This window comes from Nocardia blacklockiae (assembly GCF_015477355.1).
In the GTDB taxonomy this organism is placed as follows: domain Bacteria; phylum Actinomycetota; class Actinomycetes; order Mycobacteriales; family Mycobacteriaceae; genus Nocardia; species Nocardia blacklockiae.
Genome location: NZ_JADLRJ010000001.1, coordinates 334197 through 347868, shown reverse-complemented (window position 1 = coordinate 347868; position 13672 = coordinate 334197). Strand labels below are relative to the sequence as shown.

The 13672-nt window shown below is 71.5% G+C and carries 12 protein-coding genes; 6 read left to right on the top strand and 6 right to left on the bottom strand.

Going from position 1 to position 13672, the window contains the following annotated elements; genetic code table 11:
• Positions 1–43: 43 nt before the first annotated feature.
• From IU476_RS01560 to IU476_RS01540, 5 genes are all read left to right on the top strand, one after another.
• Positions 44–1600 carry a class I adenylate-forming enzyme family protein gene (locus tag IU476_RS01560; protein WP_324193816.1) on the top strand — a complete coding sequence of 519 codons (1557 nt, stop codon included), beginning with the start codon at positions 44–46 and terminating at the stop codon, positions 1598–1600.
• Entirely contained in the window at positions 1597–2367 is a 771-nt protein-coding gene (locus IU476_RS01555; protein WP_195095802.1) for an SDR family NAD(P)-dependent oxidoreductase, read from the top strand. Before IU476_RS01560 ends, IU476_RS01555 begins: the two co-directional genes overlap by 4 nt.
• A 146-nt stretch (positions 2368–2513) precedes the next feature.
• On the top strand, positions 2514–3497 hold the full coding sequence (gene acuI, locus IU476_RS01550) for an acrylyl-CoA reductase (NADPH) (protein WP_195095800.1): 984 nt from the start codon (positions 2514–2516) through the stop codon (positions 3495–3497).
• Between the two features lie 13 nt (positions 3498–3510).
• Complete coding sequence (locus tag IU476_RS01545) at positions 3511–4704, top strand: FAS1-like dehydratase domain-containing protein (RefSeq protein WP_195095798.1); 1194 nt, start codon at positions 3511–3513, stop codon at positions 4702–4704.
• A gap of 28 nt (positions 4705–4732) precedes the next feature.
• Positions 4733–6424, top strand: coding sequence for a class I adenylate-forming enzyme family protein (locus tag IU476_RS01540; RefSeq protein WP_324193815.1), 1692 nt, complete (start codon positions 4733–4735; stop codon positions 6422–6424).
• Between the two features lie 64 nt (positions 6425–6488).
• Here the strand turns inward: IU476_RS01540 and IU476_RS01535 are convergent, their stop codons facing one another.
• The 6 genes from IU476_RS01535 to IU476_RS01510 form a co-directional block, all read right to left on the bottom strand.
• Positions 6489–6836, bottom strand: a complete 348-nt coding sequence (locus IU476_RS01535) for a hypothetical protein (protein WP_195095797.1) — start codon at positions 6834–6836, stop codon at positions 6489–6491.
• Positions 6837–6923: 87 nt separating this feature from the next.
• Positions 6924–8087 carry an acyl-CoA dehydrogenase family protein gene (locus IU476_RS01530; protein WP_438943970.1) on the bottom strand — a complete coding sequence of 388 codons (1164 nt, stop codon included), beginning with the start codon at positions 8085–8087 and terminating at the stop codon, positions 6924–6926.
• On the bottom strand, positions 8087–9280 hold the full coding sequence (locus IU476_RS01525) for an acyl-CoA dehydrogenase family protein (protein ID WP_195095795.1): 1194 nt from the start codon (positions 9278–9280) through the stop codon (positions 8087–8089). The genes IU476_RS01530 and IU476_RS01525 overlap by 1 nt, the downstream gene beginning before the upstream one ends.
• A complete protein-coding gene (locus tag IU476_RS01520; RefSeq protein ID WP_195095794.1) occupies positions 9277–10053 on the bottom strand; it encodes an enoyl-CoA hydratase/isomerase family protein in 777 nt (258 codons plus the stop codon). The genes IU476_RS01525 and IU476_RS01520 overlap by 4 nt, the downstream gene beginning before the upstream one ends.
• Before the next feature lie 85 nt (positions 10054–10138).
• Positions 10139–11080 carry an acyl-CoA dehydrogenase family protein gene (locus IU476_RS01515; protein ID WP_195095793.1) on the bottom strand — a complete coding sequence of 314 codons (942 nt, stop codon included), beginning with the start codon at positions 11078–11080 and terminating at the stop codon, positions 10139–10141.
• Positions 11081–11270: 190 nt separating this feature from the next.
• Positions 11271–12440: an acyl-CoA dehydrogenase family protein gene (locus IU476_RS01510; protein WP_195095792.1), complete on the bottom strand. Its 1170-nt coding sequence runs from the start codon at positions 12438–12440 to the stop codon at positions 11271–11273.
• Between the two features lie 95 nt (positions 12441–12535).
• On the opposite strand from IU476_RS01510, the gene IU476_RS01505 reads away from it, so the two are divergent.
• A complete protein-coding gene (locus tag IU476_RS01505) occupies positions 12536–13366 on the top strand; it encodes a FadR/GntR family transcriptional regulator (RefSeq protein ID WP_324193813.1) in 831 nt (276 codons plus the stop codon).
• Positions 13367–13672: the final 306 nt, after the last annotated feature.

Sequence of the window (13672 nt, the reverse complement as noted above, 5' to 3'; positions counted from 1 at the left end):
CTATCTGATGAATCTTTGTAAGGATAGTGATATCAAGGACTGCGTGGACACTGTCAATGGCGAAGGCCTCCGGGCGCCGCTGCGGCCGATCGCCCGGGTGCTGGACGCGGCCCTCGCCGCGCGGCCCGACGCCACGGCCGTCGAAGCCGCCTCGGGCGCTTGGAGTTACGCCGAACTCGACGAGCAGGCCGAGCGCGCCGCGGGGGCGCTGTGGTCGCTCGGCGTGCGCCCGGGCGATCGGGTGGCGGCCTGCCTGCCCAACGATCTCGCCATCGTGGCGGCCTTCCACGGCACGCAGCGGCTCGGCGCGGTGTGGGCGGGCATCGGCGAGGCGCTGTCGGCGAGCGAGCAGCAGCATCTCGCGGACCTGTGCGAACCGTCCGTCGTGCTCGCCGGGCCCCGCTGCCTGGTGGAGTCGCCGGCGACCGTCGACCCGCAGCGCTGGGCGGCATTGCTGCGCAACGCTTCTCCCGCGCCGCGCGTCGTCGAGCAGGACCTCGACGCCCCCGCCGGTATCGCCTTCACCAGCGGCACCTCCGGCACCCCCAAGGCCGTCGTGCACAGCCAGCGCAATCTGCTGCTGCCCGGCGCGGTGCTGGTCGCCACCCGCGGCTGGGGCCCGGACCTGCGCAAGGGCGACAGTTTCCCGTTCACCGTGCTCAACATGCTGGTGCTCTCGACCTTGCTCACCGCGCAGGCCGGCGGGTGCGCGGTGGTGATGGACCGCCGCGACGTCGACGGCGTCGCGGAATGGATTGCCGCGCACCGGGTCACGGTGTGGAACGGCGCGCCCGCCCAGCTCTACGACCTGGCCCGCCGCCCGAACGTGGACCTCGGATCGCTGCGGGAGGTCTGGAGCGGCGGCAGCGACACCCCCGACTCGGTGCGCGACGCGTTCGCCGCGGCCCACGGCCCGGTCCCCCGCGCCACCTACGGGCTGACCGAGGCGCCGACGGTCGTCGCGATCGACCCGCCCGGCACGGCCTGGTCTCCCGGCGCGAGCGGCACGGTGCTGCCGCACTACGACGTCGCCGCCTACGCCGAGGACGGCCGCCGCCTGCCGCCCGGCGAGCCCGGCGAATTGTGCCTCGCCGCAGCGACTTCCGGCCCGTGGGCCGGGCTGTGGACCCCGCTGCTCGGGTACTGGGCGGACGGCCGGGTGCGGCCCGCGCCGCCGGGCCCGGTCCCGTCCGGGGACATCGGCACCGTCGACGCCGAGGGCCGCCTGTCGGTCCTGGACCGCAAGAAGCTGATGATCATCCGCGGCGGCGCGAACATCTACCCGCTCGAGATCGAGCGGGTCCTCGGCGCCCACCCCGGCGTGGCGAAGGTCGCCGTGTGCCCCGTGCCCGACGACCGGCTCGGCCAGAAGGTCGCCGCCCTCATCGAAACCGCCGACCCCGCCGTCGATTTCGCGGACCTGGCCGCACTGTGCCGCCGCGAACTGGCCGCCTACAAGGTCCCCGAGATCTGGTGCCGGGTCGACGCGCTGCCGACGAACGCCATGGGCAAGATCGAACGCACCCGCCTCGCGGAACTCGTTCCCCCGAACACGGCCGCGCCCACCGCCGCCGCGCGCACGACCGGGAGTCGGCCGTGACCGCGCCACCGGACCGGATCGGCCGGCTGTTCGGCCTCGACGGCCGCGTCGCCCTCGTCACCGGTGCGTCGTCCGGGCTGGGCGAGGCGGTCGCGGAAGCGCTGGCGGCCCTCGGCGCCCGGGTGGCGGTGGTGGCGCGGCGGGCGGACCGGCTGGCCGAGCTGGCCGCGCGCGTCGAGGGCCTCGCGGTGCCGTGCGACCTGACCGAGGAGCTGGACATGGTGGTCCCGGCGGTCGCCGCCGCCCTGGGCGCGCCGGAGATTCTGATCAACGCCGCCGGGAACCGCTTCGGCGACGCCCGGGCCGAGGACGAGACCCCGGACGCCATTCAGCAAACCTTGGCGCTCAACCTGATCGCGCCGTTGCGCCTGGCGCAGGCGGTGTTCCCGCACATGCGCGCGGCGGGACGCGGCGCGATCGTCAACATCTCCTCGATCAGCGGCCGCGTCGGCGTCCCCGGCATCCCGCAGGCCTCCTACGCCGCCGCCAAGTCCGGGCTGTCCGGGCTCACGGCCGAGCTGGCAGTGCAGTGGGCGCGGCATTCGATCCGGGTGAACACCGTGGCGCCCGGCTTCTTCCGCAGCGAGATCACCGGCAGCCTCTACGACGACGACCGCGGCGCGAACTACCTGCGCCGCAACACCCCGCTCCCGACCGAGGCGAAACCCGAGGACATCGTCGGCGCGGTGCTCTGGCTCGCGAGCGACGCCGCCCGTTACGTCACCGGCCAGACCGTCGTCGTGGACGGCGGCTGGACCGCGCGCTGACCGACGCCGCCCACCGGGCGGTTGACACCCACCACCAGGAATGGAAGCATTATTCGCACCATCGGAGAATATAATTCTCGCACACGTAAACGGTATGCACGGCGCGAGAAGGTCGTCCGATGGCGGAGAAAGGAACTCGCTCGCGAATGTTCAAGGCACTGCTCATCGAAAAAGGCGACGCGGGACCGCAGGTCGCCCCGGCCGACGTCCGCGACACCGATCTCCCCGACGGGAATGTCGCCGTCGACGTCGCGTACTCCACCCTCAATTACAAAGACGCGCTGGCCATTACGGGCACTTCGCCGATCGTGCGCTCCTACCCGATGGTCCCCGGCATCGACCTCGCGGGCGTGGTCACCGAGAGCACCCATCCCGACTGGTCGGCGGGTGACGAGGTCGTGCTGAACGGCTGGGGCGTCGGCGAGAGCCACTGGGGCGGCCTGGCCCAGCGCGCCCGGGTCGACGGCGACTGGCTGGTGCCGCTGCCCGACGCCTTCACCGCGCGCCAGGCGATGGCGATCGGCACCGCGGGCTACACCGCCGCCCTCTGCGTCGACGCCCTGCTGCGCCACGGCCTCCGCCCCGATCAGGGCGAGATCCTGGTGACCGGCGCGACCGGCGGCGTCGGCAGCATCGCGATCGCGCTGCTCGCCGCGGCGGGTTTCGGCGTGGCCGCCGCCACCGGGAAGGCCTCGGAGACGAACTATCTGCTGCACCTGGGCGCGACCACCGTGCTCGACCGCGCCGAACTCGCCGAGCGTGGCAAGCCGCTGCAGAAGGAGCGCTGGGCCGGCGCCGTCGACACGGTCGGCAGCCACACCCTCGCCAACGTCTGCGCGCAGGTTCGCTACGACGGCGCGGTCGCCGCCTGCGGCCTGGCGCAGGGCATGGACTTTCCCGCCACCGTCGCGCCGTTCATCCTGCGCGGCGTGACGCTGCTGGGCATCGACAGCGTCCGGGCCGCCAAGCCGCGCCGACTCGATGCGTGGACCCGCCTGGCCCGCGACATCGACTCGGCCGCACTGGATTCCATCGCCGCGGAGATCACGCTGGGCGAGACGATCGCGGCGGCCGACCGGCTCGTCGCCGGGACCGTGCGCGGGCGCTTCGTCGTCGACGTGAATCGCTGATCGGGAGGATGTCGTGAGCAAGAAGACGAGCGAGTCCGGCGTGGCACTCGATCTCAGCGACGTCGACCACCGGGTCGGCAAGCCGGTCGGCGGCGGTCAGCTGTGGGATCCGTGCAGCACCTCCGACATCCGCCGCTGGGTTATGGCGATGGACTATCCCAATCCGCTGCACTGGGACGAGGAGTTCGCGCGCGCGTCCCGCTACGGGGGGCTGGTCGCGCCCCAATCCATCGCCGTGGCGCTGGATTACGGGCACGGCGCGCAACCGGCCTGCGTCGGCCACATCCCGGGCAGTCACCTGATCTTCGGCGGCGAGGAGTGGTGGTTCTACGGCTGCCCGGTGCGCCCCGGCGACAAGCTGTTGCAGACCAGGAGATTTCACGACTACAAGATCGTGGACACCAAATTCGCGGGCCCCACGATGCTCTCGCGCGGCGACACCACCCACACCAACCAGCACGGCGCGCTGGTCGCGAAGGAACGCTCGACCGCCATCCGCTACCTCGCCGAAGAGGCGCACAAGCGCGGCATGTACAACGACCGGAACGGCACCGTGAAGACGTGGACGGCCACCGAACTCACCGAGATCGAGGCGCTGCGCCACGAGTGGATCCTGTCCAACCGGGCGGGCGTCTCACCGCACTTCGACGAGGTGAAGGTGGGCGACCGGTTGCCGCGCAGGGTGATCGGGCCGCACAGCATCGCCAGCTTCACCACCGAGTACCGGGCGTTCCTGTTCAATATCTGGGGCACGTTCCACTGGACCGCGCCGCCGGGGATCGAGGATCCGTGGATCTATCAGGACCCGGGCTGGACCGACGGTTTCGCCTTCGACGAGGAGGGCGCGCGCATCGATCCGCGCAAGCGGGACGGCCTGTACGTCGGCCCCTCGCGCGGGCACATCGACGGCGAGAAGGCCGACGCGGTCGGGATGGCCCGCGCCTACGGCTACGGCGCCACCATGGGCGCGTGGTGCACCGACTACCTGGCCTACTGGGCGGGACCGGACGGCATGGTGCGCCACACCAAGGCGAATTTCCGGCTGCCCGCGTTCGAGGGCGACGTGACCTACTTCGACGCCGAGATCGTCGGCAAGGACACCGATTCGGTGTGGGGCGTGCCGCTGGTGCAGGTGCGGCTGCGGCTCACGAATCAGGATTCCGGCGTGCTCGTGGACTGCACGGCCGAAGTCGAACTGCCGTACTGACGCGGCCCGAGGATCAGGAGAGCCGGTCGTGACCATCGAAACCGCTTCCGGGGCAGGCGATCCGGTCGCCATCGCGGCCGGGCCGCCGCTGGCCGAGGAACCGGGACTGGGGCCGCTCACGCTGCCCGGGTTCCTGCGCGAGGTGACCGAGCGCTACGGCGACCGGGAGGCCCTGGTCGCCGACGGCGCCCGCTGGTCCTACACCGAGCTGTGGGAACGCGCGAGCGCCGTGGCTCGTGCGTTGCGCGGGTGCGGCGTCGGCAAGGACGGCCGGGTCGGGGTGCTGATGACCAATCGTCCCGAATGGCTGGCCGCGGTGTTCGGCACGGCGCTGGCCGGTGGGGTCGCCGTCACCCTGAGCACGTTTTCGACGCCCGCGGAGCTGGATCATCTGCTGGCGGTGTCCGGGGTGTCGGTGCTGCTGTTCGAGCGTGCCGTGGCCGGAAAGGATTTCGCGGACGTCCTCACCGGACTGGAACCGGCGGTCGGTGATTCGGCTCCCGGCGCGGTGCGGTCCGCGAAATATCCGTTCCTGCGCCATCTTTCGGTCGTCGGCGACGCCGCGGGCGGGGCGATCGAGACCTGGGAGACGTTCCTGGCGCGCGGGGACGGCGAGCCGCAGGAACTCGTCGACGCGGCCGCGGCGTCGGTGCGGCCGAGCGACACCGCCGTGATCTTCTTCTCCTCCGGGACCACCAGCAAGCCGAAGGGCATTCGCAGCGCGCATCGCGGCGTCGCCCTCCAGATGTGGCGGTTCCGCCGCATGTACGGCTTCGGCCCGGACGATCACGTGCGCTGCTGGACGGCCAACGGCTTCTTCTGGTCCGGCAATTTCGGCATGGCCCTGGGCGCGACGCTGGCCGCCGGCGGCTCGCTCGTCCTGCAGTCGACCTTCGACGCCGCCGAGGCGCTGCGGCTCATGGCGGCCGAGCGGGTCAACTTCCCGGTCGCTTGGCCGCACCAGTGGGCGCAGCTCGAGGGCGCACCCACGTGGGCGACAACCGATCTCGGTAGCCTGCGTTTCGTGGACGTGTCGACCCCCGCCGCCCGGCACCCCACCGTCGCCACCGACTACACCGAGCCCGGCCACGCCTACGGCAACACCGAAACCTTCACCATCACCACCTGTTTCCCGGCCGGCACGCCGCCGGAGACGATCGCGGGTAGCAGCGGCGTCCCTCTGCCCGGCAATACGATCAAGATCGTGGATCCCTTTTCCGGCGCGGTCCTGCGCCGCGGCGAGCGCGGCGAAATCTGTGTCAAGGGCCCGACATTGATGCTCGGCTACCTCGGCACCCCCTTGGACGAAACCCTCGACCCCGACGGCTATTTCCACACCGGCGACGGCGGCTACCTCGACGACGCGGACCGCCTGTTCTGGGAGGGCCGCCTCACCGACATCATCAAAACCGGCGGCGCCAATGTCTCCCCCCGCGAGGTCGACGAAACCCTCCTCCCCTACCCCGGCATCAAGGTCGTCCGCACCGTCGGCATCCCCCACGAAACCCTCGGCGAGGAAGTCGTAGCCTGCATAGTCCCCCACGCCGACACCGACCTGAACCCCGACCACCTCCGCACCTACCTCCGAGAACGCCTGGCCCCCTACAAAATCCCCCGCCACATCCTCTTCTTCGAAGAATCCGACCTCCCCCTCACCGGCAGCGCCAAAATAAAATCCACCGACCTCCGCAAACTCGCCACCGCCCGCCTCAGCACCTAGCGCTACGTCAGGGTTCCTTCCGTGATGAGGATGCGGAGGTGGCGGTGGTCGAGTTTCCCGGAATTCAGCCGGCTCGCCAGTGGGCCTGGTCGGGCACGGTGGTTGGGAAGATGCTGTAGAAGAAGTGGCCCGGTGCGAGTTCGTTCATGTCGTGCCAGGCGCCCATGGGGTCGCGCTGGTAGAAGTCGGGTGTGCCGGTGCCGTTGTCGTAGCAGACGATGTCGGCGGTGCCGAACGGGCTCCAGTACACCGCGGCGCCGGGCCGGGGTGGGTCGAGCGGCGCGCGGAACAGGTGGCTGCAGGGCGCGATCTCGGGGTCGTAATACGACGGTGCCGCACCCGCGGACGGCGCCAGCGCGACGACTCCCGCGACGGCGGCAGCGGACAGACCGGCACGGACGATGGTTCGCACGATTGTTGCTCCTCCCTGAACACAACGGACTACACCTATGTCTGCAAACCGTCAGCGAACGTTAACGCCGCGGGTATGCCCGGCATACTATGCGCGATCGCCGCCGTATCCGCGCGCCAATTCCGCGCGGTGCCACGCCGGATTTCCGAAGAGCGAACGGTTGAGGGTCGCGCGTTTGAGGTAGACGTGCAGGCCGCTCTCCCAGGTGTAGCCGATCCCGCCGTGCAACTGCATCGCCTTCCCGGCGATGTCCACCGCCGCGGCGGTCGTGTAGGCCTTGGCCATCGACGCGGCGGGTCCCGCGTCCGGTGTGCGGTCGACCTGCGCGCGCACCGCCGCCGCCACCAGCTGCCGGGCCACCGAGAGCCGCACCAGCATATCGGCGCAGGCGTGCTGCACCGCCTGGAACGACCCGACCGGCCGACCGAATTGCTCCCGGACACGGACGTATTCGACGGTCGCGTCCAGCATCGCCGCCCCGATTCCGAGGCTGTCGCAGGCAGTGGCGAGCGCGGCGCGCTCGTGCAACAGCCCCAACGCTGTCTCCGCGTCACCGTCGAACCGCAGCACCGTCTCCGGCGCGACCGTCACGCGCTCGGCGACCACTCGGCCGAAGACCCGGGTCGCGTCGACCACGGGTTGATCGACCACCGTCATCCCCGCCGCCCCGGGCTCCACCACCGCCACCGCGACCGAACCGTCCGGCAGCCGAGCGGGAATCAGCAGCAGATCGGCAAGCGGCGCGTCCGCGACGAACGCGGCGCTCCCGGACAATGTCGAAAGTCCGCCGTCGGCCGTAAGCCGAAACGCCGCGCCACCCGAACCGATGAAGCCTTCAACGCGGGCAGCACTGGCGTCTTCAGGCCCGACTCCCGTATCGCCTGACATGCCCCGCGTGCCCCCGCGCTCCCCCGACAACGCAACCACCGGCACCACCTCTCCCCCCACCACCTGCCGAATGAGCCTGTCGCGCAACACCCCCGGCCCACACGCCCCCAGCACTCCCATACTCACCACGGCGACAGACGAGAACGCCGTCCGCGCCGCGGCCCGCCCGACCTCCTCCAGCACCACCGCGACTTCCGCGAAAGTGGCCGCCGCCCCGTCGAATTCGGCCGCCGCCTCCAACCCGAGCCACCCGGACGCGGCCATACGAGACCACTCGACCCCAGACTCACGATCGGCCTTGCCGAGCAGCCCCCGCGCCACCGCCCGCAATTCGTCGTGGATCTCGGCGAATTCGTCACCCATCATGCCCCCGCCGGTTCCCTGGGCAGCCCGAGCCCGCGCTGCGCGATGATGGTGCGCTGGATCTCGCTGGTCCCGCCGGGAATGGTCCATTCCCACGACCCGACGAAATCGAGCACCCACGCACCGGACTCCCAGCCGCCCGACATCGGTTTCCGCAACACCGTCTGCGCGAACAGCCCGCCCACCTCGGCCCCGAAATCCATGACCCGCTGCAACAATTCGCTGTAGTACAGCTTCACGATCGACGCGTCCGCGGGCCCGGCGGTGCCCGCGGCGTGCCGCTCCACCAGATCCCGGCACAGCGCGCGCAACCCGGTCAGCTCGATCTCCAGCCCGGCCAGGCGATCGGCCACCACCGGATCGTCGAGGGCCCGCACGCCGCCGTCCGGGCGCGCGCAGGCCTCGACCAGCCACCGAAATCCCGCGTTGCCCAGCCGTTCCGCCAGCTCCAGCATGGTCAGCCCGCGTTCGGCCCCGAGCGTGCGCTGCGCCACCCGCCAGCCGTCGTTCTCCGCGCCCACGAGTCCGTCCGCGGGGATTCGCACCTCGTCGAGAAAGATCTCGCAGAAATGCGATTCGCCGGTGGCCTGCCGGATCGGCCGCACTTCGACTCCGGGCGAACGCATGTCGAGCAGAAAGTACGAAATACCCTGCCGCTTGGCGGCTTCGGGGTCGGTGCGGGCCAGCAGCAGACACCAGTCGGCGTACTGCGCGCCGCTGGCCCACACCTTCTGCCCGGTCACCACGTAGCCGTCGCCGTCGCGGCGGGCGCTGGTGCGCAGCGCCGCCAGATCGGACCCGGCGCCGGGTTCGGAGAAGCCCTGCACCCAGATCTCGCCGTCGAGAATCGCGGGCAGATGCCGCCGCCGCTGCCGCTCGGTGCCGGCGGCCAGCAGCGTCGCCGCGGCGTGATGCACCGACACGAAGGCCAGTACCAGCCGTGGCGCGTCGTGGGCGGCCAGTTCCTGGTAGAGCACGATCTGTTCCGCGACCGGCATGCCGCCGCCGTACTCGCGCGGCCAGTGCGGCACCGCGTAGCCGGCGGCGCGCAGCCGCTGGAACCAATCCTGTTGGAAGCGCACGAATTCCGCGTCCGCCGCGCCGGTCTGGGTCTGCCGCCAGTCCTTCGGCACGTGGGCGCGGCACCAGTCCCGGACCTCGGCGCGGAACTCGTCGAGCGCGCGGCCGCTCATCGCGCCCGATCCCGCAGCGCGAGCAGCCGTTCCCGATGTTCGGGCGTCCGCATACTGGCCACCTCGGCGGCGAACCCCGCCTGCATCGGCCCGCCGAGCGCCTGCGAGAGGTACATGTTGACCACCCGCTTGGTGCCGCGCAACGCCTCCGGCGGCTGCGCGGCCAGCCGCCGGGCCAGCGCCCGCGCGGCGTCGAGCAGATCGCCGGGCGCCACCACCCGGCTCGCGAGCCCCACGGCGACCGCGGTCGCGGCATCGATCCGGTCGCCGGTGTACAGGAACTCCCGGGTCCGCAGGATCGGCGTGAGCAGCGGCCAGAACGCCGCGCCCCCGTCCCCCGCGACCAGCCCGACCGCGACGTGCGGGTCGGCCAGATACGCGCGCTCCGACATCAGGACGACATCGCACAGCACCGCCAGACTGGCGCCCAGCCCCATCGCCGCCCCGTTCACCGCGGCGATCACCGGCAGTGGAAATCGCAGCATCTCCTCGATGATCCGCGCACCCTCGCGAATGCTCGCGTCCCGCGCCACCGGATCGTCGAGAAACGAAGTGATCCAATCCAAGTCGCCCCCCGCGCTGAACGCCCGCCCCGCCCCGGTGAGTATCACCACCCGCGCGTCCCGGTCCGCGGCGAGCCGCTCCCACACCTCGGCCAGCGCCCGATGCAGCTCGGCGTTCACGGCGTTCAGCTCGTCGGGCCGGTTGATCACGACGAGACGCACCGGCCCTTCGGCCGTCACGGTCAGCACGGCAGACAGCTCGCCACTCATCGTGCCCGCCCGGCGCGCCCGGCGACCGACCCGGCCGCGCGGCACCGTCCGGGCAGTACCCGAAACGCTCGGTACAGTTCGCCGCTCATCGCCCGTACACCTCGCCCTCGAACAACCCCGCCGGCCCCGCCCGCCCGGCCAGCCGCGTCAGCAGCTCGTCGGTCCCCGCCGCGCCGACCGGCAGCCACCGCAGCGGCAGGCTGTGCCGCGACAGCCACGACAGCGGCGACTCGTCGCAGAACCCCAGCGCGCCATGCAGTTGATGCGCGACGCGGAACACCGTGTCCGCGGCCGTCAGCATCGCCGACCGCAGCGTCAGCGCGTCGACCAAGGCGTCGTCGCGTTCCTGCTGCACGCTCCACAGCGCGTAGCGCGCGAGCAGGTCCGCGCCGCGCCGCTCCACCTCGGCATCGGTGAGCTGGAACTGCACCGACTGGAATTCCGCCAGCGGCCGCCCGAACTGCTCACGCACGAGCACGTGCTCACGCGCCAGCTCGACGGCCCGGTCCAGCATGCCGAGCAGCGTCCAGCACGAAAGCACCAGGGGCAGAGCAGGATCCGTATGGCCATCGAGTCGTTCCATGTCCAGTGGCGCGACGAAGGCCGTCTCCCGTGCCGCACCGACGGGCGGCCGCGTCACAGCCGCGCCGCACACACCATCGAGGGTGACCGCCGCCCAGCGGAGATCGAGATGCGCCACGGCCGCAACGGGTTCCGTGCCCGCCACCACCAGCAGCCCGTCGACGTCCAGGTCGACCGGCCGGGCCAGCCGCTCCGCCACCGGATACGGCGTCGCCCAGTACCCCGCCCCGCGGCACAGCGCCGCGGCCGCCTCGAGTTCCTCCGGGTCCCGCCGCGGCTCGAGCTCCCAGGCGCCGAGCGCACCGAGCACCGGCGCGATCAGCGATTCCCGGCGCTGCGGCGCGATCTCGCCCGCCCGCACCAGCTCGTCGCCACCGGCGGCGCCCAGCGCGCGCACCACCTGCCTGCCGAATTCGGTTGCCTCGCTGGACAGTTCGATCCGCATCGCCGGCCCCGCGGGTCGAAACGGTGTGGTCGTCATAGGACTCCGATCAGCCTCGCCGCGCCACCGCGGCGGCCGCGCGCTCCGAGGCCGCCACCCCCGCTCATGCCGCCTCGCCCGCTTGCCGCCTCCCGCTCAGCAGCGAGTGACGCATCCATCGGGCGACCCCACGCTCCGGCGCGCCCACCCCCGCTCATGCCGCCTCCCCCGCACGCCGCGGCCCGCCGAGCAGCGAGCGCGCGAGCAATATCTGCTGCATCTCGATGCTCCCCGACGCCACGGTCGCGGCATTCGCGTAGCGCCAGTGATCGTCCACGGCGCGCCGGAAGCGCCGCTGCGCCGCACCGTCGCCCGTGACGAAGCCAGCGAGTTCGGTGAGTACACCGGCACTTTCCTGGTCGAGGCGGGTCACCGCGATGCGGTAGGCCGCGGTGTCGGCCGGCGACACCCGTCCCGCGCTCTGCGCCGCCACCACCTGGTACGCCAGCAGCCGGGCCCGCCGCGCCCGCACGAGCGCACGCGTCCACCGCGCGTGCAACTCGGCGGGCACGTCCCCCCACCGCGGGCCCAGCACCTCCGGCGCGGCGCGCAGCAGCCGGTCACAGCGGGCGTACCGGGCGATGCCGACCCGTTCGAAGGCCAGCACCTCGCCCACCATCGACCAGCCCTCGTCGACCCGGCCGAGCACGTCGGCCTCGGTCGCCCGCACGCCGTCGAGGAATACCTCGTTGAGATGATGCGGCCCCAGCATCGACCGGATCGGCCGCACCTCGATCCCCGGATCCGACATCGGCACCAGGAATACGGTGAGCCCCTGCTGTTTCCGCCCCGCCGAAGAGGTCCGCGCGAGCAGGAAACACCATTGCGCCATGGTCGCGTAGGAGGTCCAGATCTTCTGTCCCGAGATGCGCCAGCCGTCCCCGTCGCGCCGCGCGGCCGTGCGCAGCGAGGCCAGATCCGACCCGGAGTCCGGCTCGCTGAAGCCCTGACACCAGATCACCTCGCCCCGCGCGATCGGCGGCAGATGCTTGCGCTGCTGCTCGGGCGTCCCGTGCCGCATGATCGTCGGCCCCACCCAGTTCACGCCCATGTACTGCGCGCCGCGGGGTTCGTGGTGCGCCCACATCTCCTCGCGCACCACGGTCTGCTCCCACACCGAGGCGCCGCGCCCGCCGAACTCCTCCGGCCAGGCCGCGCAGAGCAGGCCGCGATCGGCGAGCACCCGGCAGAAGCGCTGGGCGACAGCCAGATCGGCGGGATCGTCGGTGAACGCGCCGAGATACTCGGCGGGGACCTCCTCGGCTATCAGCCGCCGCAACTCGGCCCGGAGCCCCGCGGCGGACTCACCCATCGTGAAGTCCATTGCCGCACAGTACTTCAATCCTCATAAGGATAGCAATATTTGTACGGTCAGCCTGCGGTTGACTACACTGCCCCAATGACCGAAAGGCGAGGCGCGTGACGACGACCCCCGGCCGGCCCCGCATGACCGCGGCCAGGCGCGGCCGAGTGCCGCAGCGGCGCATCGCCGAAACCGTTGCCGCCGAACTGCGCTCGCGCATCCTCGCCGGCGACGACAGTTACCGGTTGCCCACCCAGGACCAGCTGGTGCAGGACTTCGGCGTCAGCTATCCCTCGATCCGCGAGGCGCTGCGCATCCTGGAGACCGAGGGCCTGGTCACGGTCCGCCGCGGGAATGTCGGCGGCGCCGAGGTGCACCGCCCCGACGAGACGTCGGCGGCCTACCACCTGGGGCTGTCCCTGCAGGCCGCGCGCGTCACCCTCGGCGATCTGGCCGCGGGCCTGCGGATGCTGGAACCGATGTGCGCGGCCGAATGCGCCGCCCGCCCGGATCGCGCCGAGACCGTCGTGCCCGCGCTCACCGAGAACGTCGACAAGTCCGCCGACCTGGTCGGCGACGGCGTGGCGTTCACCCACACCGCCCGCGAATTCCACGATCTGATCGTCTCTTTCACCCCGAATCTCACGACGCGCTACGTGGTCAGCACCCTGGTCGCGCTGTGGTCGGCGCAGGAGGAGGCGTGGGCGGAGGCGCTGACCCGCCGCGGCGAGTACCCGTCGCCGGACGAGGCGGCGGAGGCGGTCCGCACCCATCGCCGCCTGGTCAAGGAGATCGCCGCGGGCCACGCCGCCGAGGCGGAGAAGCTGTATCGCACGCACCTGGCGGCCACGCAGGCGCTGGTGCTGGAACGCTTCGACAACGGCGTGGTCAACGCCTCGCCCACCGGCGCGCGGCTGGCCGTGCGGTCGCCCCGCACCCGCATCTGAGCGCACGCTCACCTCGAGCCCGCCGTAGCACCGGAGGGCGTCTTTCCTTGCCGGAAGCGTGTCCACAGCCACGCCGGTAATCATATTCTCCATATATGAGAACAGATTATCGCGCCACGCTCTCGGCGCAACCCGGATCTACACGCGCACGCGAGCACGCGCGCCGCAGCACTCACCCACCGCGGCGGCCCGCTGAATTATTTGCGCCACTGAGCTTTCCGGCACACCACGGAGACACGCGCCGAACACACAGCCACGCCCTCGCCCACAACTACTCCTCGGTATCAACGCGTCAAGTATTGCTAT

Bases quoted from the DNA above. Each gene is read 5' to 3' on its own strand.
- acuI (WP_195095800.1), top strand. From the start codon at position 2,514: ATGTTCAAGGCACTGCTCATCGAAAAAGGCGACGCGGGACCGCAGGTC.
- IU476_RS01530 (WP_438943970.1), bottom strand. From the start codon at position 8,087: ATGGGTGACGAATTCGCCGAGATCCACGACGAATTGCGGGCGGTGGCG.
- IU476_RS01525 (WP_195095795.1), bottom strand. From the start codon at position 9,280: ATGAGCGGCCGCGCGCTCGACGAGTTCCGCGCCGAGGTCCGGGACTGG.
- IU476_RS01520 (WP_195095794.1), bottom strand. From the start codon at position 10,053: ATGAGTGGCGAGCTGTCTGCCGTGCTGACCGTGACGGCCGAAGGGCCG.
- IU476_RS01515 (WP_195095793.1), bottom strand. From the start codon at position 11,080: ATGCGGATCGAACTGTCCAGCGAGGCAACCGAATTCGGCAGGCAGGTG.
- IU476_RS01510 (WP_195095792.1), bottom strand. From the start codon at position 12,440: ATGGACTTCACGATGGGTGAGTCCGCCGCGGGGCTCCGGGCCGAGTTG.